The organism is Dermatobacter hominis (genome assembly GCF_020715685.1).
Taxonomy (GTDB): Bacteria; Actinomycetota; Acidimicrobiia; order Acidimicrobiales; family Microtrichaceae; genus Dermatobacter; species Dermatobacter hominis.
In genome coordinates, this window is sequence record NZ_CP085840.1 from 2,187,204 (window position 1) to 2,213,156 (window position 25,953).

The window sequence follows — 25,953 nt, forward strand, 5'->3', positions numbered from 1 at the left end:
ATCGCCATGTCGGACGCACCTGACCCGTCGAACCCGTCCGAGCCGATGCTCGGTCGGCACGTCGAGGTCGAGGAGTACGGGCGCCTGGACGTGTTCGACGTCGACCGCCCGGTGCGCATCACGTTCCGGACCGAGGAGCTGCAGGCGTTGTGCCCCGCGGTCGACGGCATCCAGCCCGACATCTACACCGCCGAGATCGCCTACACGGCGGTCAGCCAGGCGATCGAGTCGAAGTCGCTGAAGCTCTGGCTCACCACCTTCCGCGAGCGACCGATCTTCGCCGAGCACCTGGTCCTCGAGCTGCACGACACGATCGTGGCGCTGGGCCCCGGCCTCGCCGACGTGCGGGTCCGACTCACGCAGAACGTGCGGGGCGGCATCGAGACGATCGTCGAGCACCCGCCACCGCTGACCTGACCCCGCCTCTCGGGCGTCGTCGCGACCGGACCGTCCCGGTCTGAGGCGTCGCAAAGCGTCCGGGGTGGTGCCGGTCCGGGCGGCCCCGGCGGTCGGTACGATCGCCGGTCGATGACCGACACCACACCCTCGTCACGCCGCCTCCGCCCGCGGCGCCGGGCCGCCGCCGGCCTGGTCGCGCTGCTCGGCGTGGTCCCGCTCGCGGCGGCGTGCAGCGACGACGGGACGACCGTCGAGGCCGACTCCCCCGCCTCGTCGACCACGACGACCGCCGCCGATCCGAACGCCTCGACCACGATCCCCGACATGGGATCGGTGGCCGGACCGGTCGGCAGCTGCCTCACCGCGGCGGCGAAGTTCACGAACCTGGTGCAGGGCGTGCTCGAGGGCAGCGAGGGGGCCAAGCGCTCGCAGGAGGCGGCCGAGCAGCTCAAGGCCGAGCTCCCCGCCGACCTGCAGGACGACGCCGACGTGGTGGCGAAGAAGTTCGGCGACATCGCCGCCCGCGGCGGCACCCTCACCGACGCGGACGTCAACGACCCGGCGTACTCCGCGGCGACCGCCGCCATCTCCGGCTACTTCGTGAAGGACTGCAAGTAGGTCGCGGCGTCCGATCGCGACGGCTCGGGGGCCGGCGAGCGCAGCGGGCTGGGTACATCTCCCTCTGGCCCGGACGCCGGTTCGCCCGTACCGTCATCGACAGCTCTTCGGTTCGGTGGGAACCGGGAGGGAGAACGGGGCGGCTACCCCGGCTCCGTGGGGAGATGGATCGGTTGCGGTCGGCAGGATGCCACCGCAACCGCTTCATTTTTGGCCCCGTCTCGCGAGCTCTGTCACGGCTCACGGTGCCGTTCGGTACCGCCAGCCGGGACAGAGCGGGTGGGAGGGCCCGGTCAGGTGCGCTCGGGGAGCTTCGTGCCGGTCGGGGGCTGGTTCCACTCGATCCAGCCGCCGCCCTCGCGGCCGTCCGACGTGGTCACCCGTGCCATCGCACGCGGGAAGCGGGCGGCCCGCCCGTCGGGGTGGACGAGCAGCACCGGCGAGAACGCGACCGGCTCGAACTCCAGGTCGAGGTCGACGATCTTCGTCCCCGTCCGGGTGGGCAGGCGCTCCCGGCCCTCGGTGACGTCGAGCACGACCGTGTCGCCTTCGGCGAACTCCGTCGAGTCGGGGTCCAGGCGGTAGGCCACGCCCCAGTCGGCGTCGGGGAAGAAGCCCCCGGCGGAGTGCCAGCGGGTGCCGTCGGAGAGCCGGCCCGCCGTCCACGACCACTGGTTCGTCCACCAGTCGCGCGCCGCCCCCCACGAGTGGTCGCGCTGGCCCCAGCCGTCGACCTCGATGCGCTCGTCACCCACCTGCACGAACCCCTCGACGCGGCACGGGATCTCGTAGCGGGGCGTGACCGGCGGCCACAGGTAGGCGGCGCGATCGGTGTGGAAGTCGAGCTCGAAGCCGAAGGCGACGCGGCTGCCCCGCGGCTCGGGGTGGTACACCTCGGCCGGGTCGTCGAGCTGCAGGCCGAACGCCTCGAGGTTGATCGACATGTGCTCGTTCGGCGTCTCGACGACGTGGTCGGCCCAGAGGCCTTCAGAGCGGACCTCGAGCGACGACGCGGACCTCGGCATCGGGATGTCGTGCTCGATGACGGTCACCAGCGGGCGGTCCGGACCGACGAGGCACGCCCAGTACCAGACCCGGTCGAGGTTCGGGTAGAAGCCGATCCGCACGTAGCCGCCCAGCGACAGGTCCTCGGCGAACCAGTCCAGGTAGTACGACTCGTTCCACAGCTCCGTGTCGTCGGGGGTGTGCCGGGCCTCGTCCTGGGGGTTCGGTGCGCTCATGCCCGGAGTCTGTCAGCCGGCTCCGGGCCGTGCGGAGCGGACGCGGCAGCCCGCTCCGCGCCGCCGTCGGGACCGCTCGACCGCGGCTCGGCGGGCCCCTTGGCCAGGCCGTGCGTCGTCTTCTCCCAGTGCGACGGGGCGGTCACGAGCTGCACCGCGGCCCGCACGCCGGCGATCGACATGAGGACCCAGTACAGCGGCGAGACGAGCACCGCGACCAGGAGGTCGGGTCGGCGCGCCTCGCGCACCGTCAGCACCGACAGGTAGACGACCGACAGGTTCCCGAGCACCCAGGCCAGCAGGGCCACGTGGTAGGTGACCCCCGGGAACATCGACTGCACGAACGCCGCGCGCGTCGTCACCCAGACGACGGCGAGACCCCAGAACCAGAGGTTCATGACGGCGAGGATCGGGGTGCACCCGACGAAGAGCACGAGGTGCACGGTCCGACGCCAGCCGAGGTCGTCCAGCAGCGCGCGGGGGCGGCGGAACTGGACCAGGAAGGTCTGGAGGTAGCCCTTGTACCAACGGCTGCGCTGCTTCACCCAGTTGATGACGTCGGTGTTGGGCTCCTCCATCGTCGTGGAGTCGACGAGCCCGATCGTCCAGCCCCGCCGCTGGAGCCGCACGCCGAGATCGCAGTCCTCGGTGACGTTGTGGGCGTCCCACCCGCCGACCTCGCGCAGCGCGGTCGCCCGGAAGTGGTTGGAGGTGCCGCCGAGCGGGATGCAGGCGTCGCGGAGGATGAGCCCGGGCAGGTAGAGGTGGAACCACGTCAGGTACTCGGCGGTGAACCAGCGGGTCAGCAGGTTCCGGCGACCGCCGAAGAACGACAGGCGGGCCTGGAAGCAGGCGCGGCTCGCCGGCGACCGGCGGAAGGCCACGGCCACCCGCCGCAGCTGCAGCGGCTCGGGGTGGTCCTCGGCGTCGTAGATCGTGACGAGGTCGCCCCGGGCGAACTGGAGGCCGTAGTCGAGCGCACGCGGCTTGGTGCGCGGCTCGCCGGGCGGGACGACCAGCACGTCGACGGGCAGGTCGGTCTCGATCGCCATCGCCTCGGCGATGGTGGGCTCGTCGCCGTTCTCGAGGAGCAGCTTCACGTCGAGGCGGTCGCGGGGGTACTCGAGGCGCTCGAGCGAGCGGATCAGGTCGCCGAGCACCTCGGGCTCGCCGTAGGCCGGCACCAGCACCGTGTAGACGGGCAGGTCCCGGTCGCGCAGGGCCCGCGCCGCCGCATCGGTGACCCGCACCGACGGGTCGTCCTCGAGCGACGCCCGCACGAGCGAGATCCGGTGGACGACCGTCGCCAGGTACAGGCCGGTCGAGCAGACCATCAGCGCCACGCCGACCGTCGACGGCCAGCGCCACAGGCCGGCGAGCACGAGCGCGGCGAGGACGCCGAAGACCCACCGCTGGGCCCGGGTGGTGCCGGTCGCGGCCGTGGCGCCCGGGTTGGCGAGCTCGACGTCGCGCAGCGCCTGCGCCATGCGGGCGTCCGCGATCGCCGGCGGCACCTCGTGGATGCGCATCAGCCGCCCTCCCCGATCCCGTTGGAGCCGACCTGCTCGGCGACGTGCTCGGAGCGCTCGACGGACGAGGCGACGACGCCGCGGGCGAACGTCACGAGGAAGCTGCGGGACCGGGCCTGCTGGGCGGAGGGCGAGCCGTCGGGCGACGCGCCCCGCACGAGCTCGTCGGCCCGGAGCCCGACGCTACCGGCGTCCTCCGCCGTCACCTCGGGCGCCTCGATGTCGGCGCCGTCGACGTCGTTGAGCAGCAGGACCACCCGCTCGTACGAGGTGCTGTGGCCGTCGCGCACCGCCCACACCCAGTAGACGGTCGTCCACCGGAGGCCGGTGTCGGGCTGCTCCCAGTTGAGGACGGTGCCGACGACCCCGTGGCCGAGGTCGACGCGGCGGACCCCGCCCATGTCGAAGCCGTGGAACCGGTAGCACGCCTCGAGTCCGAAGTCGCTGAACGACTGCAGGTTCGAGGTGGACACGACATCGGCCAGCACCGGGACGTCGCTGCGGAGGCCCTCCGGCCCGTCCCCCACGTACGAGTAGCGGATCCACGACGAGTCCTCGCCGAAGAACCGACGGCCGGCGTCGATCGTGTCGACCGGCTCGGCGTAGAAGCCGTCGGGCTGCGTGCCGACCTGGGCGAACGTCCCGAGCCGCGGGGCGCCGACCGACGAGGCGATCGGGTCGTACCTCGTCAGCCCGTGGTCGAAGACGCCGCCCACCAGGGCCACGACGACGAGGACCGGCAGCACCGCGCCGAGCCGGGGCACTGCGGAGCGGACCGCCAGCGCTCGGGACGGGCCCTCGCGGCGGAACGGCAGGAGCCCGAACCGGGCCGACACCAGGACCATGGCGAAGACCCCGACGTTGAAGGTCAGCAGCCCGACGTAGGGGTGGAGGATGTCGATCGCCGCGCGCTCGCCGAACACCCGGCCGACCCCGAGGATCGACATGATCCGCACGACGTTGAGCAGCACCACGGCGGCGGCGCCGACAGCCAGCCATGCCACCTTGCGGATCCACGTGCTGCGCATCGTGATCGCGATCGCCCCGGCGACGAGCAGGAACCCGACCAGACCGTTGGCACCCGAGCAGGCCGACGCGATCTGGACGTGGAAGCCCCGCGGTCCGTGCGGCACGAGGAACGAGATGCCGTCGCCGCCGGCCCGCTCGGCGACGGGGACGATCCTCACGGCGACGCCGACCGCCGACGCCGCCAGGTCGCCCATGGGCTCGAGGGCGGCGATGGCCACGCGCTGCGCCGGGACCGGCCAGGCCAGGAAGAGGAACAGGATCGCCGCCCGGACCCGCCACAGCATCCGCACGCCGAACAGGAGGGCGACGACGCCGGCGACGAAGAGCGGCATGGTCAGCAGGTCGACCCGGTAGAGCCAGTACATCGTCGACATCTGCGCGGGCAGCAGGACGAGCGCGACCAGCGCGGCCACGATCAGGGGGACGGCCACGATGCGGTCGACCATCCGGTCGTGGATGTCGGGCTCGCCGACCTCGGGCCGGGCGAGCACGCAGCCGAGCACCAGCGCGATCACCGGCACGAGCCCGAGGAAGGCGAGCGGCGTGTCGACGGTGATGCCGCGCAGCAGGCTCCACAGCGACGTCTGGTAGCAGACGACCACGAGGGCGACGGCGAGCGCGGTCCGCAGCACGACGGACCGCCGCAGCGCGGCGTCGGACGGGCGCGCCGCGCCGGCCACCTGCGCCACACCGGGACCGGGGGGCGGGACGGGCAGCGCGAGCGTGCTCAACGGACGACCGCCTCGGCCCGCCGCCGGCGGGCCAGGATCCCGAGCGCCAACGCCGCGAAGCACACCGCCGAGATGGGCAGCAGCGCGCCCACGACCACCTCGTCGACCGCCGCGGGCGGCTCGGCGATCGTGGTCGTCGTCGTCGGCACCGTGGTCGTGGCGCCGGGCACCGTGGTCGTCGGCCCGGCCACCGTCGTCGTGGTCTCCGCCGGCGGGACGGTCGTCTCACCCGTGGCGTCCACGCCGAGCACGGCCTGCGCCTCTTCGGAGTACGAGGGCGAGTAGCCGTCGGTCCAGCCGGTGCCGCTGACGTCGGAGGTGTCGCCCGACGAGCCGGAGCCGCCGGTCGAACCGTCGTCGACCACCGCGGCGGCGTCCTCGGACGCCCCCGCGACGGCGGCGTCGCCGCCGGCCGCCGGGGCGGCGGTGGTCGTGGTGGTGGTCGACGACCGGGCCGAGGCGCGCGCCGCGGGCGAGTCGTCGCCGACGCGCCCCGCGACCAGCACGAGCGCGATCGCCAGGACGGGTGCGGCCAGCACCAGCAGCATCTTGCGGTCCGCCGGGAGGATCCTGCGCAGGCCGGTCATCGTCGGAACCCCTCCTCGGGAGTCGGTCGGGTGCGGGGAGCGGGGTCGGTGACCCGGTAGAGGCGGTACGAGGGGACGCGGGGGTCGTCGGAGCGCCAGGTGCGCACCTCGGTGAAGCGCTCGGCGTCGGGGCCGTCGTCCGATGCGAGGTCCGGGTGCAGCGACGTGACCGCGTCACCGGCGGCGGCGGGCAGGCGGACCAGGACGTAGCGGATGCCGAAGGTGCCGGGATCGCTGACCACCGCCTCGAAGTCCCGGTCCGACGGGATCACGTACAGCTCGGGTCGCTCCGACGCGGCGACGACGCCGAACGTCGACGACACGTCCGTCAGCACCGCGCCGGGTGCGGCGTCGGGAAGGGCCTCGACCGCGCGCGCCCACGTCGTCGGCACGGCGCTGCGCGGTGGGGTCGCCGTCGTGGCCCGACAGCGTCGCCCGGACCGCGTCGAGGGTGGCCTCGTCGTCGGTCGCGCCGTAGCTGCCCGTCACGACCGTCTGCCACGACAGGACGATCCCCGGCACCAGGGCCAGCACGACCAGCGCCGCCAGGGTCCGGCGGCGCCGGGTCCACGACCACTCGCCGCAGATCACCAGCGCGACGAGCGACGACAGCACGACCGCTCCGATGACGTAGCGGAACCACGGGAACGTCGTCCCGGACGCGGACAGGACGACCTGCGCGGCGACCGGCGCGCCGAGCACCGCGACGGCGGCGGTCGTGCGCGCCGCGGCCCGGTCGCCGATCCACACCGCCAGCGCTACGAGCGGCAGCAGCAGCGGGGCGACGACCAGGACCTGGCGGACCGTGAACCAGGTCCGCCCGGCCGGGGACAGGTCGCCCACGATCCCGCCGAGCGAGTCGCCGGCCGCGGCGACGATCGCCGAGTTGCCGTAGTCGGAGCTGAACTGCGCGAACGGCTCGCCGATGACGGCCCAGGACGCCAGCGCCCAGAAGCCGAACGCGGTGGCAGCGGGCAGGACGACCACCGCCACGTCGAGCACCGCCCGACCCCGCCGCTCCTCCCACAGCTCCAGCGGGTCCCGGTCCGTGCTCGCCGGCGCCCCGCCGACGGCGTGGCCGGCGCTGCGCCGCAGGGAGGCCACGACCACCACGACCGCGACGGCGATCACGGCCGCCACCGTCTCGTACCGGGTCAGGTAGGCGAGCGCCAGGGCGAGGCCGCACAGCGAGAGCGGCACCAACCCGTCGTCGTCGAGCCAGCGCGCCAGCTGGCGTGCCGCGACGACGAGGAAGAACAGCCAGCACGCTTCGCTCATCCCGTTCGCGCCGTACAGCAGCACGAGCGGGCTGGCGGCGGTGGCGACGGCGACGGCCCACCGCGACGGGCGCGTGGCCCGGCAGTCCTGTCCCCATCCGACGATCTGGGCGAGCGTCGCCCCCATGAACGCCGCGGACACGACGACCGCGGCCATGCCCGATCCGGCGAAGCCGGGCCACCAGTCCCGCAACCAGACGACCGGGACCTCGAACAGCGTCGGGAACGGGCCCCAGACGAACCCGATCGCCTCGGGGTGCGGGTCGCGCCCGAAGAGCACCGACTGGGCCGCGACCACCCGGGACGTGGCGTCACCGGGCACGGCCCGGGACGCCAGCGCCACGACGGCCCCGGCGGCGAGGAACACGAGCGTCCCGACGCCGCCGGCCACCCACGGCTCCCGGCGCGAGGTCGCGCCCCGGTGGCGGCGGCGGGCCCGCCGTGCGAGCTCCTCGGAGCGGACGCGGACCAGCTCGTCGCCCTCGAGGACCGCGGGGTGGGTCCAGTCCCCCGCGCCCGTCCGCTCGTGCTCCGCCGTCCGCTCCGCCACGTCCACCTGGACCCGCTCCGCCATCTCCCACTGCACCTTCATGCGCGTCCGGGCGGCGTGCACCTGCCGCCCGGGCGCGCGCCCGGGGGCGCAGCGGTCGCTGCGCCCCCGGACCGGACCGGTGTGATCGGTCGCCGGCGTGGCGTCAGGCCACACCCGCCTGGAACTTGCAGATGCCGTTCGTGCGATCAGCCACCGGCAGTCGCACGAAGCCCGTCGCCGTGTAGATGGCGGACAGCTCCTGGTAGTTGGTCAGGCCGGAGAAGAGGTTGTTCGAGTGCGAGCCGGTGCCCTTGCAGAGGAACTCGGTCAGCTCGCGCACCGCACCGCCCTTGCCGCCGGAGGCGCCGAGGACGTTCTCCGTCGCGGCGTCGGCGGTGGCGTCGACCTTCTTGGTGACGTGCCAGATGAACCGGGTGAACGGGTACGAGCCGTTCGACACCGAGGCGTTCGAGGCGTCGACGCCGTTGACCTGCCAGACCTTCGCGTCCTGGCGCTTGTAGGCGAACGCCTTGAACTCGGCGTACGACATCCACCAGATGGCGTTGTTGGCCTGGAAGCCGGGGTCGGTGTTGAGCTGCTTCACGTCGTTCTCGAACGGGAAGATCCCGTTGTCGAGCTTCTTGACGCAGGCGCCGGCGTTCACGTCTGCGAGGCCCAGGAAGCCCTGGAACGTCCGCTTCGTGCCAGAGGCGGCGTTCATGCCCCACGGCTGGATGGTCTGGCCGTTCGGGGTGCCCGTGGTGAGCGTGCCCCAGTCGGTGACCGAGCAGTTCCAGATGCTGGCGAGCTGCGCCGTGGTCAGGTTGCCCGTGGTCCGGTTGCCGAACGTCACGACGACGATGCCGTCCTTGCCGTAGGCCCAGAAGTTGACGTCGCTCTGGCCGCCACCGGCGCCCGCCGGCGCGCTGGACGAGCGGGCGTAGTCGACCTTGCCGTCCTGGAGCTCCTTGACGCCGGCACCCGAGCCGGTCGGGTACTTGGAGACCGCGTAGTCGTGGTCCCAGTTGCCGCGGGCGTCGGTCTGGCCCTGGGCCGAGCCGGTGAGGCACTGGCCGACGGTCGCCGAACCCGTCGAGTTGTTCGTGTCGCAGCCGTTGGCCTGGTTGTAGATCCTCTCGAAGCCCTGCATGAAGGCATAGGTCGTGTCCGAACCCGACCCGACGATGAGGTCGTTGACGTCGTCCCAGCCGGAGCCGGTCGGATCCGGCTCGGGCGGGTTGGGCACGGCGCCGGCCACGGCCGCCGTCGTGAGGAACGCAGCAGCGATCACGCCTGCCACGAGGACTTTCAGCTTCATCTGGTGCACCACCTTGGTTGGTGAGTTCGGGTTCATCTGGCCCGTGTCGGTACAGGGGGGTTCTGGCTGTCCTGGCTCGCCGATGGAGATTCGCGCCGGGGGCCCTCGGCGGCTGCCCCCGGCTCGACCAGCGGGTGCCGGTCAGGAGATGGCAGCTCGCCGCCGGAGGAAGAAGAACCCTCCGACCGCCGCCAGGGCGCCCACGACCGGGAGGAGGACCCCCACCGGCGCCTCGGGCACCACGGCGCCGCCCACTTCGAACGTGAAGGAGGCCTCCGCGGCGTCGTCCTTGTTGCCGATGACGTTGTTCGTCACCCGCACGTAGCACGTGGTGTTCTTCTTGACGCCGCTCGGCGGCGTGTCGTTCGCCCCGTAGCAGCCCCAGCCGTTGGACTCCGAGCTCTCCTGGCCCCGGAACACCTTCACGGACGCGGAGCCGGACCCGTCGAGGGTGCCGTTCTTCGTCAACGTGGTCAGGTCGTCGCAGTCGAGCGCGACGTTGAAGGTCGGATCCGAGATGGTCTTCCCGCACACGGTGATGAAGATCAGCGTGTCGACCTTCTGCCCGGTCCAGTTGACGGTCACGTCGGCCGTCGTCTGGTCGGAGGTCATCGGGATGACGTTCTGGCTCAACGACACCGTGCCGAGCGCACCCGCCAGTGGCGCGGCGAACGTGGCCAGCGCGACCGCCAGGCCGACCACGGGGACGATGTTGCGCAGGCGCATTGTCACTTCTGTCTCCCTCTGCAACTCGGCAGGCACGTCCTGCCGGGAGTGATCATCAGGGCGCCGCGTGCCCCCATCAACGGTTCCGAGCGACTGTTCGGCAACAGTTCGGCGGGTGTTCACCGATTGCCCGGGCGCCGTTCGCACAAGCTCCCGGGCGCGCCGCACGGGCCGCCCGGCCCCAGTCCGGACGGCCCGTGCCGGGGCCGATCTCGACGCGCTCGGGAGCGCCGCTCGCGAGCGTCAGTAGGTCATGGGCAGGAACGAATCGAGGTGGAAGAGGACCAGACCGACGCCGAGCGCGACGGCCGGTCCGGCGACGACGACGGTCGTCACGAGCGAGGTGCGGCGCCGAAGCTCGACGGCACCGAACACGCCGAGCGCCGCCACGGCGGCGCCGCCGACGAGCAGCACGAGGCCGCCCGCACCGCGCCCGTCGAAGCCGCCCTGGTCGCCCTTGACGAGGCGCACGCGCTGGTCGTCGGGGACTGCGGGCTGCGTCCCGTCCTTGGCCGCCTGGACGACGACGCGCCGGCTGTCGAAGGGGCCGCCGGCGCTGGTCACGAGCGTCATCCGGGACGGACCGGTCGGGTCGAGGACGTCGGTGTCGTCGCCGTCGACCTCCTTCACCGACGTGACCTTGTAGACGTAGACGCGGCCGTCCCGCATGCGGGCGTAGACCAGGGATCCGCTCGTCAGGTCCTTGAGCCGGCCGAACGAGTACCCCCACAGCGTGGAGTGGCCCAGCACGACCGTGTTGCCCTGGCCGGGCGTCGCCGAGCCCTCGCGCCAGCCCGGTCCGCCGCGGAGCAGTTCGGGGGTCGCACCGGTCACGACGACCTCGTTGAACCCGATCGCCGGGATCTGCAGCGCGAACGCCGGATCCCCGGAGGTGAGGCGGGGGTCGGCCTGCGTGTACTCGTCGGCGCGGTGCGTCTGGCGGACCCGGGCGAAGGCCGGGAGCAGGAACACGACGAGCAGGGCGAACGCCACGACCCCGCCCACGACGGCGATGACGGCCCGGCGGCCGAGCGAGGACCGCGGGTCGGGACCGGTCGGCGGCGGAGGATCGGGCTCGGGGAGGTCGACGGCGGGCTGCGGCGCCGAGGCGCCGTGCTCGAACTGCGACCCCTCAGGGGCCTGCTGCGGTGACGCCTCCGGGGGGACGGGCGGCCGGGGCGCCTCGGGGACGACGGGCGGCTGCGATGCGCCGTCCCGGAGGTCGACGACGTCGCTGCGGTGGTGGAGGTCGCTCCGTGCGTGGACGTCGGTCACGAGGCCCACGCCCGCTTCGTGGCGAGGTTGCGCAGGATGATGAACGTGAGCGCACCGAGGCCGAGCGTCACCACGCGGTCGAGCGGCGACAGCGAGAGCGTGGGCAGCTCCATCGGCATCCTCCGGCTGATCGCCGCCGCCTCCGCCGCCTCATCGCCCACGGCGCCACCGCCGCCCGAGGCGCCGCCACTGCCGTCGACGCCGCCCGACTCGGTGATCGTCTCGAGCGGCGTGAAGCCGGAGTCGTCGACGGTCCCGTCGTCGTAGCTGCCCGGATCGCCGTATCCGAGGTCCGAATAGCCGCCGTCCGGCGCCAGCTCCCCGGACCCGTCGCCGTCGCCCGCCGGCGGGTCGCACAGCTTCATCGACGACACGCCGGTGATGGCGCCGGCGGGTGCGTAGGGTGCGCCGTCCTTCGACGTGACGACCTCGCCACCCGCCGACCCGCAGTTGCTCTCGACGATCTGGTTGGCGGCCGTCAGCGCCTCGACGACCATCTTGTCGGTGATCTGCCCGTCGCCGATCTGCGCGGCCTGCGCCCGTCCCGTCGTCACCTGCGTGCGGATGATGGTCGCCACTGCGTTGGCCTGGGCGGCGGTCAGCCCCGAGGCCGGTGCGTAGAGGCGGTTGACCCAGGTCAGGGGGTACGCCCCGGGCACCGGTGTGGTCGCACCCGTGAGCGGTGCGCCGTCGCCGGCCGCGACCGCGGCGGTGATGGCCGCCGGAGTGGCGCTCACCCACTCGCCGGCGCCGTTGCGCAGCTGGGCGGTGTAGAGGGGGATCTGCTCCGCCTTCGGTCGTGCGGCGTTGAGGAAGACCGACTCGGCCACCTTGCCGGGGGGCACGAAGGCGAACGCACCCGAGAAGTTCAGGATCGAGTCGCTGCCGCTCAGGCCCTCGCGAATCAACGACAGCACGTCGTCCATCGACCGCCGCGAGGTCTGGCTGTCGACCGGCCAGACCTCCGACGGCTTGGTGTCCGCCGTCTGGCCCGGGGTCTGGGCCATCCACGCCCGCCAGTCCTGGGGCTGGGTCGCCTCGACGTAGCGCTCCAGGTAGTAGTTCGAGGCGTCCGCGCCGGAGCGCACGATCGCTCGGGGGATGTCGTTCGGCGCGATCAGGGTGCGTCCGGCCAGGGCGCCGGGATCCTGGTTCGCCTTGAACTCGGTCGAGGCGAAGACGCTGCGGCCGGAGAAGATCATCTGCCCCACAGCCGACGGGGTCAGGCGGAACGGGCCGGTGAACGGCGAGATGTCGGCGAGCGCGCACGGGCTCTCTCCGTCCTCGTTCAGCTCCTCGCACCGCAGGGGCCAGGCCCGGAGCCATGCGTCCGCGGTCGGGAAGCGGTCGCCCGCGATCGGAGCGGGGATGTAGCCGAACGCCGCCAGCGCCGTGGCCTGCACCGGTGCGGAGATGACGCCCCGACCGGACTTCTGGAGGTCCGAGAGCTCCTGCGGGCCGAAGCCGACGCCGGACACGATCATGTCGGTGTCGCCCGCCACGAACGACGCCCGGGCGTCGGCGGTGTCGGTCAGGATCGTCTGCAGCGACAGGTCCACATCGGCGCCCTCGAGCCGGGCGATCGCCGAGCTGATCATCGAGTTGGCCTCGCCGCTGAGCTGGACGTCGAGGTCGACCGCGGTCGGGGCGTCGGCGTCCTGGGCCCGTGCCGACTGCGGCAGCGCGACCCACGCCGCCGCGAGGGCCAGCATGACCACTCGGGCGAAGACGACGCGGCGCGGCGTGGGCCGGCGGGAGCGGGCGCGACTCACGAGCGGGCCAACCCCGACTTCGTCCCCCGGGCGATCACGGTCCCCAGCGCGACGAGCGCGCCGCCGAGGAGGAACGTGAACACGACGTCGCTGTTCTCCGGGCCGGCGGTGCCGCCCTTGGCCGCGGCGTTGCTGCCCGACGCCCCGGCGGCGGCCTGCTCGGCCGCGGCCGCATCGGCGGCTGCGGCCGCGGCGGCGGCATCGGTCGCGCCGGCTGCGGCCGACGGGTCGGCGGCGCCCGAGGCCGCCGGGTCGACGGCGCCCCCTCCGGCGCCGGCCCCGCCCGCGGCGCCGGCCCCGCCCGCACCTGCGTTCGCCCCGGGCGCCGCGGCGGGAGCCGCCGGACCGTTCTGGACCCGGACCTGCGCCGGCGCGTTGCACGTGGCGGTCGCCGGCCGCGCCGGGGCGCCGGGGATCTTGGCGATGGCGTCGAGCGCGATGTTCACGAGCGGTTCGCTGAGCCGCGAGTAGAAGAGCGGCTCGGACCGGCGCTGGCCCTGGCACGCCGCGTAGTTCAGGAACGTGGCCAGGACCTTGCCCTTCTCGGCGTTGAACCCGGCGGTCTGGGCGATCGCATACGAGTACGTCGACGGGAAGTACGCCTTCGGGTCGGTGCCGCCGTAGCTCAGCTCGAAGGTGCCGTTGCCCCGCGGCTGCGCGTAGGCCAGCGCGATCGTCGAGTTCGGGGGGTTGGGCGGCGTGAACGCCCCGGCCGGGTTCTGCACCGAGGCCACCGGCAGCTTGGTGATCGTCTTGAAGCCGGTCTCGATGTAGGTGATCGAGTCCGCGCCGGTCGATCCGTTGGCGACCGACTTGGCGATGCCGTCGGAGCTGTAGGCGGCGCTCACGCTGCCGAAGCCGCGGGGCCAGACCGAGATCGGCTTGCCCTGGGCCAGGTACTGGTCCTGGCCGAACGGGCCGCCGCCGATGGTCTGCTGGAACTTCCGCCAGACGTCGGGCGCGCGGGCGATGCAGAACTCGCTGAGCACGTAGCTGGTGCCGGCGCGGTCGTCGCGGACCACCGGTCGGATCGGCCGGTCCGGCAGCGGCGCCCCCGGATTGGCGGCCGCGATGCCGGGGTCGTTCCACTTGATCCCCGGCTCGGTGAAGATCCGGCACGCCTCGCGCTGTGTCAGCTTGAGGTCCGAGATCCGCTGCCCGTTCGTGCCCACCACGTTGAACATGAACGCCACCGCGCCTGCGGCGACCGGGACGTACACGAAGTCCTTGCGGCCGGAGCCGTTCAGCGTCCCCTGCTCGTCGGGCAGGAACTGGATGTCGCTCTGGCCGAAGTCGAGCGCGCCCGACATGTAGCGCTCACGACCGAAGCCCGACCCGGTGGCGCTGTAGTTGATGCTGAGCTTGTACGGCGGGTTGGCCACGTCGGCCTTCCACTGGTCCATCAGCAGGCCGACGAACGACGAGCCGCCGCCGGTCACGATCGGCCCCTCGGCCGAGGCGCCCGGGACGACGAGGACCGAGCTCGCGGCCAGCACGCCGACGGCGACGAGCGCTCGCAGGAACGTGCGCATCACCCGAACCTCCCGCTGACGTAGTCGAGCGTCCGTGGATCGGACGGGTCGCTGAACATGACGTCGGTCGGGCCGATCTCGACGATTCGGCCCGGCTGGCCCAGCTCCTCGACGAGGAAGAAGGCGCACTGGTCGCTGACGCGCTGGGCCTGCTGCATGTTGTGCGTGACGATCACGATGGTGATGTCGTCGCACAGCTCACGGATCGTCTCCTCGATCACCCGGGTGGAGATCGGGTCGAGCGCCGAGCACGGCTCGTCCATCAGCAGGACGTCGGGGCTCACGGCGAGCGAGCGGGCGATGCACAGCCGCTGCTGCTGACCGCCCGACAGCGACATGCCGCCCTCGCCGAGGCGATCCTTGACCTCGTTCCACAGCCCGGCGCGGCGCAGGCACGTCTCGACGAGCTCGTCCCGGTCGGGCACCGAGATGCCGGCCAGCCCGAGGCCGGCGAGGACGTTGTCGGCGATCGACATGGCCGGGAACGGGTTCGGCTTCTGGAACACCATCCCGATGCGGAGTCGCACCTCGGTGGCGTTCATCTCCTCCGAGTAGATGTCGATGCCGTCGAGCAGGACCCGGCCCGACAGCGCAGCACCCGGGACGAGCTCGTGCATGCGGTTGAGGGCCCGCAGGAAGGTGGACTTGCCGCAGCCCGAGGGGCCGATCAGCGCGGTGACCTCGGTCGGCTCGACGGACAGCGAGCAGCGCTCGAGCACCTTGCGTCCGCTGAACCACATGCTGAGGTCGGTCACGTCGAGGCGGGCGGCGTGCTCCGCCGGGACCTTCGGCACGTCGGTGATCGTCACCGGGTCCCAGAGCGACGGCGCGTCGTGCGGCCGAGGGTCCGGCGCCACGGTGATCGGGTCGACCGGGTGGTGGTGGGGCGCCTCGCCGGCGGGAGGGGCGTACGGCGGTGGCGCGGCAGGCGCCGGTGCGGGCGGCGACGCCGCCGGGGCGGGACCCGGCGGCGCGTACGGCGGTGGCGTCTCGACGCCGGCGGACAGCCACGCCGGCAGCGGCGGTGGGACGACGCCGAGGGGTGCGGGGGCATCGGTCACGGGTGACCTCCGATCGTCATCGCCCGGCTCCGCGCTTGCGAGCGCCGCGCGCGCCGATCCAACGGGCGGCGACGAACAGGATCAGGACCAGGATCATGAGCACGAGGGCCCCGGTCCAGGCGCGGCCGACCTGCCGGTCGTTGGGCTGGCGCAGCAGCGACCAGACGAACAGGGGGAGGTCCGCCTGGGGGGAGCTGAACGGGTTGTAGTTGGTGGCGGTGCTGCCGAACGCGGTGAGCAGCACCGGGGCCGTCTCGCCGATCGCGCGGGCGACGCCCAGGATCGACGCGGTGATCAGGCCCGAGCGGGCCGTGGGGAGCACCACCCGCATGACGCTGCGCCACTGCGGCGCGCCCAGGGCGAGCGCCGACTCGCGGAGGCCGTCGTCGACGGTGCGGAGGATCTCCTCGCTCGTGCGGGTGACGATCGGGATCATCATCACGGCGAGCGCGACGCCGGCCGCCGCACCCGAGAAGCCGTGGCCCTCGTTCACCCAGATCGTGAACACGATCAGACCGGCGACGATCGACGGGAGGCCGCTCATCGCGTCGACCACGAAGCGCACCGGAACGGCGAGCCGGCCCTTGACCTCGTGGAGGTAGACGGCGGTGAGGATCGCGATCGGCACGGCGAGCACGGTGGCGATCGCGATCTGCTCGAGCGTGCCGACGACGGCGTGGAAGGCGCCGCCGCCCGCGTCGAGCGGTCCGACCTCGGACAGGTCGTCGGTGAAGAACGCGAGGTCGAGCCCCGGCAGCCCCTTGATGATCACGAACGTGCACATCCACACGAGCACGCCCACGGCGATCGCACCGCAGACCCAGATGAGCGTCGTCATCAGGCGGTCCTTGGCCACGACCTTGCTGGTCCGGTCCCGGGCCAGGAGGTACACCGCGACGAGGAACCAGAGCAGCGCCCAGCACCCGAAGGTGAGCGGGTGCGTCCAGTCCATGGCCGCGCACAGGGCCCAGGCGAATGCGAGTCCCGAGCCGGCGGCCAGGAGGTAGTCCATCCGGTCGTTGCGCGACAGCGTGCGCGGGCGCACCGGTTGCTCCGACAGCGGCGGCCAGGGCGTCGACGGACCTCGGTCGTCGACCCGCACGCCCTCGGAGGCCCCGCCGTCGGAGGACGGGCCGCGGCCGGGAGCGACGGCACCCGCCCCGTCGGGCGCGCCCGCCGGTGGCCGCTCGCCCACGGCGGTGGAGCGGCGCTCGAGCTCGCGCTCGTCGACGACGGTCATCAGACGGCCATCCGGGCGCGGGCGACGATCGTGCGGGCGACCAGGTTCACGATCAGGGTGAGGATGAACAGGGCCAGGCCGGCGGCGATGAGGCCGTTGATCTCGAGGCCGGCGGCCTCGCCGAACTTCGTGGCGATCAGGGCCGAGATCGACCCGCTGCCCTGCTCGAGGATGTGCAGGTTCGGCTTGTCGATGATCGTGATGACGAGGACCACCGCGATGGTCTCGCCGAGCGCCCGGCCGAACCCGAGCAGGACCGAGCCGACGATGCCGCTGCGCCCGAACGGCAGGACGACCGCGCGGATCATCCCCCACCGGCTGCCCCCCAGCGCCAGGGCGCCCTCGCACTGGACTCTCGGCACCTGGGCCATCACGTCACGGGAGACCGAGGTGATGATCGGCACGACCATGAACGCCACGACGGAACCGGCGATGAACGTGGACTGCGAGACCGAGGCGTCGGCCGACGTGAGGCGCAGCAGCGGGATGGCGTTGAGGTGCGATGCCAGGAACTCCGACACGCCCATCAGCGGGCCCTGCAGCGCGAAGAAGCCCCACATGCCGAAGATCAGGCTCGGGATGGCGGCGAGCAGGTCGACCGCGCTGGTGAGGACGCCGCGGATGCGGCCGGGGGCGTACTCGTTGATGAAGAGCGCGAGCCCGAGCGCCAGCGGCACGCCGATGACGAGCGCCACCGCGGCGATGAGGATCGTGTTGACCAGGATCCCCCCGACGCCGAAGTTGCCCTCGGCCGGTCGCCAGTCGGAGGTGGTGAGGAAGTCCTTGACGCCCGACTCGCTCAGGGCCGGCAGCGCCTTGACCGTGAGGAACACGGCGGCGGTCGCCATGATCGCCAGGCAGGTGGCGGCGGCGATGCCGGAGATGCCCCGGAAGACCCGGTCCCCGAAGGTCCACGTGCGGGGCAGCGAGCGGGGGGCGTCGTCGCCCGCAGGAGCGGGCGGCGTGGGCGACGCGGCGGTCGGGGGGGTCGTCACGGCCACGGACCCAAGGTGTAACGGAGCCAGGTGACGACGGATCGACGGCTCGGCCAACGGGCGGGGAGCAGTAGGTGAACTCCGCCCTCACCGTCGGCGGCCGACCACGGCCCGTCGCGGGACGCGATCGAGCCCCCGGGACCGTCGTCCCGGGGGCTCGATGTGCGGTGGAGGCGTGACCGCCGCCCGGCGAACCGGGCGGGGCGGTTCGGTCAGCGCCTCCGGATCAGGGAGCGACCACCGTGAAGGCGAGCTCCTTGGCCTCGTCGTTGTTCGACTGGCTCTCGTTGGTCACCCGCACGAAGCAGGTGGTGTTCTTCTGGATGCCGCCCGGGGCGGCGTCGCTGGCGGCGAAGCAGCCCCAGCCGCCGTCGCCCGACGGCTCCTCACCCCGGAAGAGGTCGAGGTTGCCGGAGGCGCCGACGCCGTTGGCCGTGCCGTTCGGCGTGATCGTCGACAGCGGGGCGCAGTCGAGGGCGACGCTGAAGGTCGGGTCGGACTTCGACTTGCGGCACACGTCCACGAAGATCAGCTTGTCGGCGTCCTGGTTCTTCCAGGCGACGGCGACCTTCTTGAGCGAGTTCGGCGCGATGGCGACCGGGTTCTCGAAGAGGTGCACGTCGGTGGGCGGGGCCTGCACCGTGACGGTGGCGGTCGCCGTGGCCGTGGCCGAGCTGGCGTCGGTCACCGTCAGCTTGGCGGTGAAGGTGCCGGAGGTGCGGTAGCGGTAGGTCGGCGTCGCGCTGGTCGAGTCGATGAAGCCGCCACCCGTGAAGTCCCACTTGTAGGTCAGGCCCGTGCCGGTGGAGCCGGCTGCGGAGAAGGCGATCGGCGCGCCCACGACCGCCGGGGCCGACGGGTTCACCGAGATCGCCGCGGTCGGGCCGCTGGGCACCGACGAGGTCGTCGAGCTGGTGGTGGAGCTGGTCGTCGAGCTCGTGGTCGAGCTGGTCGTCGAGCTCGTGGTCGAGCTGGTCGGGGGTACGGGTGTCTCGGGCGCGCACGCGGCGGCGGTGAGGACCGTCGCCAGCGCCAGGCCGGCCGTCGCCACGAGGCGGCGGGGGGTGCGGGTTCGCATGATGAGGAGTTCCTCCGGGTCGTTGTCCAGCGGACGACGACAGCCCGTCGCCCGAGTCGCCTCATCGAGGCAAGGGAGTTGTAACGATCCAGTCCTGACGCCCGGGAGCGCGGAGGCCAACGTCGGGTGAACATTCGGCGGCATCCGGGCTGCGTTCACGCCCGGTTCACCGGACGGTCACCGGGGGACACCGGCGTGACCCGCAGGCCGTCGGGGCGTGCTGTGCTCGGGCGCCCGACGGCGCCGCGGCTCCTCGCCGGTCGGCGGCGCGCGCCGCAGGGCCGGCCGCCGTCGGCGGGTAGGTTGTCGAGCCGTGGTGGCCTACCTGAGCGACGAGTGGTTGGAGCGGGCCGGCGCCTCGCTGGCGGCGAGCGACGAGCTCGCGCAGCGGACGGCGGACCTCGATCTGGCGATCGCCTACGAGGTCGCCGGGGCGCCGGCGGGCAAGGTCGGCTACACGATCCGGTTCGACCACGGCACGACCTCGGTCACGCCGGGCGCGGTCGAGGCCCCCGTCTCGTTCCAGCTCGACTACGACACGGCGGCCGCCATCGCCAAGGGCGACCTGTCGGCCCAGGCCGCGTTCATGCAGGGCCGGCTCAAGCTCGTGGGCGACGTCAACGTGCTCATCCGCGACGGCGCCGTGCTCGACGGCGTCGCCGACGCGCTGGGCGAGCTCCGCGCCGACACCGAGTTCTGAGGCTCCTCCCCCTCCCCCTCCGGCTCGGTCACGGCTGACGGCGCCGTTCGGCACCGCCAGCCGTGACAGAGCGGCGAGGTCGTAGCGTGGTGGGATGCCCGAACTGCCCGAGGTCCAGGCCCACGTCGAACGGCTGACCGCCGACTTCGCCGGCGCGGAGCTGTCGGGCTTCCGACCGATCACCTTCACGGCGCTCAAGACCGCCCTCCCCGACCCGGGCGACGCCGTCGGCACCACGCTCGATCGCGTCGACCGGCGCGGCAAGTTCCTCCTGCTGCGCTTCGGCGGGACCGGTGAGGGCGCGCGCACGTTCGTCGTGCACCTCATGCAGGGCGGCCGCCTCGTCCCCGACGAGACCCAGTCGGCCAAGCCCCGCAACGGCGTCGCCCGCTGGACCTTCGCGGACGGCCGGGCGCTGCTGCTCACCGAGGCGGGCAAGGAGCGCAAGGCCGGCGTGTGGGTCGTGGCCGGCGAGCCGCTCGTCCAGCCGCCGCTCGACGACCTGGGCATCGACGCCGACATCGTCACCCGTGACGAGCTCGTCGCCGCGTTGAAGGCGAAGGGGACCCGGCTACACACGTTCCTCCGCGACCAGCACGGCATCGCCGGCGTCGGCCGGATGCTCGCGAACGAGATCTGCCACCGGGCGAAGCTCTCGCCGTTCGCGAGCACGAACAAGCTCGACGACGAGCAGATCGACCGCCTGTTCGCCGCCATCCGGACGTGCATCGCCGACGCCCTCGCGTTCGAGCGGGGCATGGACCGGATGTCGAAGTCGGCGGAGCGGCCGGGCAGCGCGCACCACCGCAAGGGCGAGGCCTGCCCGGTGTGCGGCGACACGATCCGCGCCGTCGAGTACAGCGCGTACGAGGTCGACTACTGCCCCACCTGCCAGACCGGGGGCAAGGTGCTGGCCGACAACACGACGTCGAAGTTCCTCAAGTAGCCCGGACGCGACGACGCCGCGGCCCGGGCCGCGGCGTCGACCGTCGCTCTGTTCCCGAGACCTGGGGCGAACGCCCCAGGGACGAGGAACAGAACGCAGCGGGTGCGGTCAGATCAGGCCGAGCTCGGCGACCGCGTCGCGCTCCTCCTGGAGCTCGGCGGCCGAGGCGTCGATCTTGGCGCGGGAGAAGTCGTCGATCTCGAGGCCCTGGACGATCGAGTACTCGCCGTTCGAGCAGGTGCACGGGAACGACGAGATGATGCCCTCGGGCACGCCGTAGGAGCCGTCCGACGGGATGCCCATCGAGACCCAGTCGCCCTCGGGGGTGCCGAGGTGCCAGCTGCGGACGTGGTCGATCGCCGCGTTGGCGGCCGAGGCGGCGGAGCTGGCGCCCCGGGCGTCGATGATGGCGGCGCCGCGCTTGGCGACGGTCGGGATGAACTCGTCCTCGATCCAGGCCTGGTCGCCGACCTGCTCGGCGGCGTTCCGCCCGGCCACCTCGCAGTGGAAGAGGTCGGGGTACTGGGTCGTGGAGTGGTTGCCCCAGATCGTCATCTTCTTGACGTCGGCGACCGCGGCGTCGAGCTTCCCGGCGATCTGCGCGATCGCACGGTTGTGGTCGAGGCGGGTCATCGCGGTGAAGCGGCCGGGATCGAGGTCGGCGGCGTTGCTCATGGCGATGAGGGCGTTGGTGTTGGCGGGGTTGCCGACGACGAGGACCTTGATGTCCTTCTGGGCCGAGCGGCTGAGCGCCTCGCCCTGCGGCTTAAAGATGCCGCCGTTGGCGGAGAGCAGGTCGGAGCGCTCCATGCCGGCCTTGCGGGGCATCGCGCCGACGAGCAGCGCGACGCCGGCGTCGCCGAACGCGACGTCGGGGTCGTCGGTCTCGACCATGTCGACGAGCAGCGGGAACGCGCAGTCCTCGAGCTCCATGGCGACGCCGTGCAGCGCGCCGAGCGCGGGGGTGATCTCGAGCATCTGGAGGATCACCGGCTGGTCGGGCCCGAGCATGGCGCCGCTCGCGATGCGGAAGAGCAGGGAGTAGCCGATCTGTCCGGCTGCTCCGGTGACGGCGACACGGATGGGCGCGTTGGGCACGGGGTTCCTCCCGGGTTGTCGGACCTCGCCGGTCCGCCGGCGGGATCGAGGTGGCCCGGTGCCGATCGCGACCCCGGGCGAGGGGTACGGGAGCACGTTAGGACCGCCTCCCGGACGGGTCGAAACCGGCGCCGGGTGCTCCCCAGGGGCTGCGTGGGTCAGCGGCGGCCGAAGCGGAGCTCTCGGCGGGAGGTGGCGGTCACCATCGCCCCGCAGACGACCAGGAGGAGGCCGGTCAGCCAGAGGCCGTGGACCTCGGTGCCGGTGAGGGCGAGGCTCGCCCCCGGTCCGCTCCCGCCTCCGGACGCCCCCGACCCTGACGACGCGCCGGCCGATGCGACGTCGTCGCCACCACCGGCGGCGGCCGGGGCGGCGACGGGGAGGCCGGTCGCCGACGGGGCCGCGACGGGCGGGCAGGGGGCGTCGGCCCCGGCGTCCGCATCGGTGCCCAGGCACGCGTCCACGCCGGCGATGTCGGTGGCGTCGACGTCGAGGAGCGTGACGACGGACGGGTCGGGGAAGACGACCTCGCCGTGGATGTCGAACGAGACCGGCTGGTTGCGATACCACTCCGGCTGGGCGACGTCGAAGTCGGGTTCGGCGTCGCAGTGGTCGTGACCGCCCGACACGGGCAGCGGCACGTAGAAGGCGACCAGGTACGTCACGCCCTGCGCAGCGTCCATCTCGTAGGTGCCGTCGGCCGCCGTGATGCCCCGGGTGAGGTCGATGTCGTCGTCGAGGGGCAGCCCGATGACGCAGCCACCCGCGAGGGGCGCGGCGGTCGGCTCCCAGCGCACCGTGCCGGTCACCTTCCGGAGCACGGCCACGGCGCCCGCCTCGATGGCGCCGGCGTCGCACGCGGACGCGCCGTCGCCGTCGCCGTCGACCGGTCGGGCGGCGCCGAGCTGGTCGGTCGAGGGAGTGCCGCACCCGCCGTCGGTGACGAGGTCGATCGCGGGGTTGCCCGGCTGCAGGGCGTACGAGGTCGGGTCGGCGACGCTGATGTCGCCGTCGAGCCGGTCGGCGGCGTCGGGCATGCGGGACGGGTCGCTCAGGTCCGTGCCGGTCGGCGCGCAGGAGCCGTCGTCGGACACGTTGAAGTCGCCGACCACGATCGTCCCCGGCGCGCCGCTGCAGTCCTGGCCGCCGTTGCGGACCAGCAGGGACCGCTGCAGCGTGACCGTGCCCGATCCGAGCGTGGTCACGCCCGAGCTGTTGTCGGCGATCGTCACGTGGCGCAGCGTCGTGGTGCCGCCGCTCGAGCGCACGGCACCGTCGGCCGCCGTGCCCTTGTTGTGCGCCAGCGTCGCGTTCTCCACGTGCAGCTGGCCGCCGGCGACGACGATCCCGCCGCCGGTCGCGGCGAGCCCGGTCCGGAGGGAGCTCGGTCCGTGCAGCGTGACGTCGCCGCCCGTCATCGCCAGGTGACCGCCCCGGGCGAGCGCCGTGTTCGCCTCGGCGTCGAGCGCGACGTCGACCGTGCCGGCCAGGACCGAGAGCCCGCCGCCGTTCGCGGCCGTGGTCGACCGGATCGACACCCGCCCGTCGGGGCCGGTGCCCAGCGAGCCGCCCGTGACGCGGATGCCGCCGCCGGTCCCCGACACGGCGACGTCGTCGACCTCGAGGCGTCCGTCGACCAGGAACGTCCCGGCACCCTGCACGATGCCGCCGCCGTCGACCGCCTCGGTCGTGCGCGCCGGGTCGATCGAGTCGGCGCCGCCCCGCACCGAGAGCGTGGCGTCGTCGTAGACCCAGATGCTGCCCATGTTGACGATCCCGCCGCCGTCCCCGGACGACCAGTTCCGCGTGACGCTCGTCGGGCCGCAGCTGTCCTTGATCGCGACCTGACCGGTGGTGTCGTTGTAGAGGCCACCGCCGCCGCTCCCGCCGGGAGTGGCAGCGCCGGCGTCGATCTCGCCGCCGACCATCGTGATCTGACCGGCGTTGTGGACGTCGCCGCCGGTCGGCGCGGTCGAGCTCCGGACAGCCCCGCGGCACCCGAGGACGAAGGTGCCCGAGTTGGCCACGCCGCCACCGACGAGGGTCGCGGAGTTCGAGTCCACGTAGACGTCGTGGGTCGGCGACATCGGGGGCGCGGAGCCGACCACCTCCAGGTAGCCGGCGTTCGCGAACGCCCCGCCGCTGCCCTGGGCGTGGTTGCCGAGGATGTCGATACGGCTGCCGGTGGTCGACGTCGACGAGTTCTTGACGACCAGCGAGCCGCCGGAGCGGACCGCCACCGCGCCGCCGTCGCCGTCCGCCTGGTTCCCGACGAGCGGCATGAAGGGCTCGGCGTAGGTGGCGGACGGCGTGTTGGTCACCGACACGGCGCCGGAGGTGAGGACGGCGCCGCCGTCGCCCGCGCTGTGGCCGCCGGCGAGGGTGACCTCGACCAGGTCGAGCCGGCCGCCGGCCGCGACCTCGAAGTGACGGTCGCCGAGCGAGTCGCCCTTGATCGTCGTGACCGAGTTGTCGGGGTTGCGGCGGCCGTTGATGGTGATGCTCACCGACGCGGCGACGTCCAGGTCGCCGACGTCGTCGCGGCCGTCACCGTCGGCGCCGCCGGACAGCGTGAGGGCGACGGCGGTGAGCGCCGACGAGAACCCGATCGTCGTGGTGGTCCCGGGTGCCGTGTTCGCCTCCATCACCGCGGCCCGCAACGAGCACTCGCCGGCCGCGGTGGCGCACAGGCCGTCGCCCGGCACGTCGTCGACCGCGTCGGCGGAGGTGTCGACCGTGTAGGTGCCGCCGGCGGCCGAGGCGTGCGACGCCGGCCACGTCAGCGCGGCGGCGACGACGGCCGTCGCGGCCAGGGCGCGGGCGATGCGGCGCGCCGGCCGGACAGGGTTCCCTTCCACTTCCTTCATCGGTCCCGGTCGGCGCCGGGCGACGCCCACTGAGCGGTTCGGGTGACGGCGGCGTCACCGTGTCCGATCGGACAGCCGCCGTCACCGGCTCGTCGATGGCCCTGAGGGGGCGCGGACGACCGACGCCGGGTGGCGTCGGTTCAGGGCCGCCGGGTCAGGTGGCGCCGGGTCGGGGCGCGCCGGGTCGGGGCGACGGGGTCAGACGTGCAGGCGCCGGTGCGTCGCCAGCTCGTACGCCGTGCACACGGCGACGATCGGCCAGCACACGATGCCGAGCCAGACCGACCACGAGGCGTCCCCGCCCACGAGGTCGATCACGTTCATCACGATGAGGGCGACGCTGATCACCAGCACCACCCAGTTGAGGTTGCGTCGGGTCTGATCGGTCACCGCTCCCACGGTATCGGCGAGGTCGCGGGAACCGACCGGCCTCGCGGTGTCATCGGCGTCGGCATGGTCGACGTCGACGCCCGCCGGCTCGGCGGTGCCGGGAGGGGTCGTCGCACCGCGTCGAATGTGGAGTTCTCCCTTCCGATGCCGGACGAGCGGTCGTAGGTTGGACCGCGTCAGGACCTTCTCGGGAGAGGGAGGGAACCCATGCCCCGCCGACGTCGTGCGTCGGTCGCGCTCGTCGCGTCCGCGCTGCTCTGCGCGTCCGTGCTCACCGGATGCAGTCCCGTGTCCGTCACCGCCGGACCCGCGCCGCCCATCACCACCGACTGGTGGTCGACCGCCGAGTGGTGGGCGTTCGGCGACTCCCTGTTCGCCGGCCACAGCTCGGTGCCGGGCGCGCCGTCGCACCTCCGCGGCGTGGTGAACGCCGCCGCCGGGGGGACGACGCTCGTGCCGGTGACGACGTCGATGGGCAACCCGAACGGCGACCTCGCCGGCCAGATCTCGGCTGCGATCGAGCGAGCCGGACGGCCCCGCCACGTCATCATCAGCGCCGGCATGGCCGACCTCTACGCCCGCCAGGTGTGGGGCGCGGATCTGCCGCTGGCGTCCTACACGGACCGCTACGTCGACATCACCCAGTGGCTGCGCCACCTGGGCATCGACGTGCACTGGATGACCATCACGCCGATCACGTCGTGGGGCATCGTCGGGGCCCAGGCCTGGCTGCAGTCGGCGTTGAACGCATGGCTCCGCAGCAGCGGACTCCCGCTCGTGGACTGCGAGTCCTCGCTGCAGGCACCCGGATCGCCGTGGCTCGACGACTCGCTGACGTTCGCGCTCGACGGTGTCCACCTCAACGAGACCGGCTCGCTCACCTACGCACGCTGCATCTCGGCGGCGATCGGCGTGCCGCTGACCACCGACCCGGTCGAGCCGGACCCCCCCGTCCCCGACACGACCGCTCCCGACCCCAGCGTCCCGGATCCGGGCCCGCCCGGGCCGTAGG

The 25,953-nt window shown here is 73.0% G+C and carries 23 protein-coding genes; 5 read left to right on the forward strand and 18 right to left on the reverse strand.

The window, feature by feature from the left end; all coding sequences use genetic code 11:
* The first annotated feature begins 6 nt into the window (after positions 1–6).
* Together LH044_RS10280 and LH044_RS10285 are read left to right on the forward strand one after the other, a co-directional pair.
* Positions 7–417, forward strand: a complete 411-nt coding sequence (locus tag LH044_RS10280) for a hypothetical protein (RefSeq protein ID WP_227759941.1) — start codon at positions 7–9, stop codon at positions 415–417.
* A 111-nt stretch (positions 418–528) separates the two neighbouring features.
* The gene (locus LH044_RS10285; RefSeq protein ID WP_227759942.1) at positions 529–1,017 is read left to right on the forward strand and encodes a hypothetical protein; all 489 of its coding nucleotides are present in this window, start codon (positions 529–531) and stop codon (positions 1,015–1,017) included.
* 293 nt (positions 1,018–1,310) lie between these two features.
* On the opposite strand, the gene LH044_RS10290 is transcribed toward LH044_RS10285, so the two are convergent.
* The 15 genes from LH044_RS10290 to LH044_RS10360 all read right to left on the reverse strand — a co-directional run bounded on the left by LH044_RS10290 (position 1,311) and on the right by LH044_RS10360 (position 18,940).
* A complete protein-coding gene (locus LH044_RS10290; RefSeq protein WP_227759943.1) occupies positions 1,311–2,258 on the reverse strand; it encodes a DUF7064 domain-containing protein in 948 nt (315 codons plus the stop codon).
* Entirely contained in the window at positions 2,255–3,787 is a 1,533-nt protein-coding gene (locus LH044_RS10295; RefSeq protein WP_227759944.1) for a glycosyltransferase, read from the reverse strand. Before LH044_RS10295 ends, LH044_RS10290 begins: the two co-directional genes overlap by 4 nt.
* Positions 3,787–5,547 (reverse strand): exosortase/archaeosortase family protein, encoded by a 1,761-nt coding sequence (locus LH044_RS10300; RefSeq protein ID WP_227759945.1) that lies wholly within the window; start codon positions 5,545–5,547, stop codon positions 3,787–3,789. Before LH044_RS10300 ends, LH044_RS10295 begins: the two co-directional genes overlap by 1 nt.
* The gene (locus LH044_RS10305) at positions 5,544–6,134 is read right to left on the reverse strand and encodes a hypothetical protein (RefSeq protein ID WP_227759946.1); all 591 of its coding nucleotides are present in this window, start codon (positions 6,132–6,134) and stop codon (positions 5,544–5,546) included. Before LH044_RS10305 ends, LH044_RS10300 begins: the two co-directional genes overlap by 4 nt.
* A complete protein-coding gene (locus LH044_RS10310; protein WP_227759947.1) occupies positions 6,131–6,376 on the reverse strand; it encodes a hypothetical protein in 246 nt (81 codons plus the stop codon). Before LH044_RS10310 ends, LH044_RS10305 begins: the two co-directional genes overlap by 4 nt.
* The gene (locus tag LH044_RS10315) at positions 6,309–8,003 is read right to left on the reverse strand and encodes a glycosyltransferase family protein (RefSeq protein ID WP_227759948.1); all 1,695 of its coding nucleotides are present in this window, start codon (positions 8,001–8,003) and stop codon (positions 6,309–6,311) included. Before LH044_RS10315 ends, LH044_RS10310 begins: the two co-directional genes overlap by 68 nt.
* Positions 8,004–8,106: 103 nt before the next feature.
* The gene (locus tag LH044_RS10320) at positions 8,107–9,261 is read right to left on the reverse strand and encodes a PstS family phosphate ABC transporter substrate-binding protein (RefSeq protein ID WP_227759949.1); all 1,155 of its coding nucleotides are present in this window, start codon (positions 9,259–9,261) and stop codon (positions 8,107–8,109) included.
* A 141-nt stretch (positions 9,262–9,402) separates the two neighbouring features.
* Positions 9,403–9,987 (reverse strand): hypothetical protein, encoded by a 585-nt coding sequence (locus LH044_RS10325; RefSeq protein WP_227759950.1) that lies wholly within the window; start codon positions 9,985–9,987, stop codon positions 9,403–9,405.
* A 243-nt stretch (positions 9,988–10,230) separates the two neighbouring features.
* Positions 10,231–11,271 carry a sortase gene (locus LH044_RS10330; protein ID WP_227759951.1) on the reverse strand — a complete coding sequence of 347 codons (1,041 nt, stop codon included), beginning with the start codon at positions 11,269–11,271 and terminating at the stop codon, positions 10,231–10,233.
* Entirely contained in the window at positions 11,259–12,980 is a 1,722-nt protein-coding gene (locus LH044_RS10335) for a hypothetical protein (RefSeq protein WP_227759952.1), read from the reverse strand. Before LH044_RS10335 ends, LH044_RS10330 begins: the two co-directional genes overlap by 13 nt.
* 50 nt (positions 12,981–13,030) lie before the next feature.
* Positions 13,031–14,566: a substrate-binding domain-containing protein gene (locus LH044_RS10340; RefSeq protein ID WP_227759953.1), complete on the reverse strand. Its 1,536-nt coding sequence runs from the start codon at positions 14,564–14,566 to the stop codon at positions 13,031–13,033.
* Positions 14,566–15,306, reverse strand: coding sequence for a phosphate ABC transporter ATP-binding protein (locus LH044_RS10345; protein ID WP_227760093.1), 741 nt, complete (start codon positions 15,304–15,306; stop codon positions 14,566–14,568). The genes LH044_RS10340 and LH044_RS10345 overlap by 1 nt, the downstream gene beginning before the upstream one ends.
* Before the next feature lie 337 nt (positions 15,307–15,643).
* On the reverse strand, positions 15,644–16,867 hold the full coding sequence (pstA, locus tag LH044_RS10350; RefSeq protein WP_227759954.1) for a phosphate ABC transporter permease PstA: 1,224 nt from the start codon (positions 16,865–16,867) through the stop codon (positions 15,644–15,646).
* Positions 16,867–17,868, reverse strand: a complete 1,002-nt coding sequence (pstC, locus tag LH044_RS10355; RefSeq protein ID WP_227759955.1) for a phosphate ABC transporter permease subunit PstC — start codon at positions 17,866–17,868, stop codon at positions 16,867–16,869. The genes pstA and pstC overlap by 1 nt, the downstream gene beginning before the upstream one ends.
* 220 nt (positions 17,869–18,088) lie before the next feature.
* A complete protein-coding gene (locus LH044_RS10360) occupies positions 18,089–18,940 on the reverse strand; it encodes a PKD domain-containing protein (protein ID WP_227759956.1) in 852 nt (283 codons plus the stop codon).
* Positions 18,941–19,253: 313 nt separating this feature from the next.
* On the opposite strand from LH044_RS10360, the gene LH044_RS10365 reads away from it, so the two are divergent.
* Together LH044_RS10365 and LH044_RS10370 are read left to right on the forward strand one after the other, a co-directional pair.
* Positions 19,254–19,640: an SCP2 sterol-binding domain-containing protein gene (locus LH044_RS10365; RefSeq protein WP_227759957.1), complete on the forward strand. Its 387-nt coding sequence runs from the start codon at positions 19,254–19,256 to the stop codon at positions 19,638–19,640.
* A 94-nt stretch (positions 19,641–19,734) separates the two neighbouring features.
* On the forward strand, positions 19,735–20,586 hold the full coding sequence (locus LH044_RS10370; protein ID WP_227759958.1) for a DNA-formamidopyrimidine glycosylase family protein: 852 nt from the start codon (positions 19,735–19,737) through the stop codon (positions 20,584–20,586).
* Between the two features lie 108 nt (positions 20,587–20,694).
* On the opposite strand, the gene LH044_RS10375 is transcribed toward LH044_RS10370, so the two are convergent.
* From LH044_RS10375 to LH044_RS10385, 3 genes are all read right to left on the reverse strand, one after another.
* On the reverse strand, positions 20,695–21,684 hold the full coding sequence (locus LH044_RS10375; RefSeq protein WP_227759959.1) for a malate dehydrogenase: 990 nt from the start codon (positions 21,682–21,684) through the stop codon (positions 20,695–20,697).
* 158 nt (positions 21,685–21,842) lie between these two features.
* A complete protein-coding gene (locus LH044_RS10380; protein WP_227759960.1) occupies positions 21,843–24,551 on the reverse strand; it encodes a choice-of-anchor Q domain-containing protein in 2,709 nt (902 codons plus the stop codon).
* A 198-nt stretch (positions 24,552–24,749) separates the two neighbouring features.
* Positions 24,750–24,941: a hypothetical protein gene (locus LH044_RS10385; protein WP_227759961.1), complete on the reverse strand. Its 192-nt coding sequence runs from the start codon at positions 24,939–24,941 to the stop codon at positions 24,750–24,752.
* A 288-nt stretch (positions 24,942–25,229) separates the two neighbouring features.
* On the opposite strand from LH044_RS10385, the gene LH044_RS10390 reads away from it, so the two are divergent.
* The gene (locus LH044_RS10390; RefSeq protein ID WP_227759962.1) at positions 25,230–25,952 is read left to right on the forward strand and encodes an SGNH/GDSL hydrolase family protein; all 723 of its coding nucleotides are present in this window, start codon (positions 25,230–25,232) and stop codon (positions 25,950–25,952) included.
* Position 25,953: the final 1 nt, after the last annotated feature.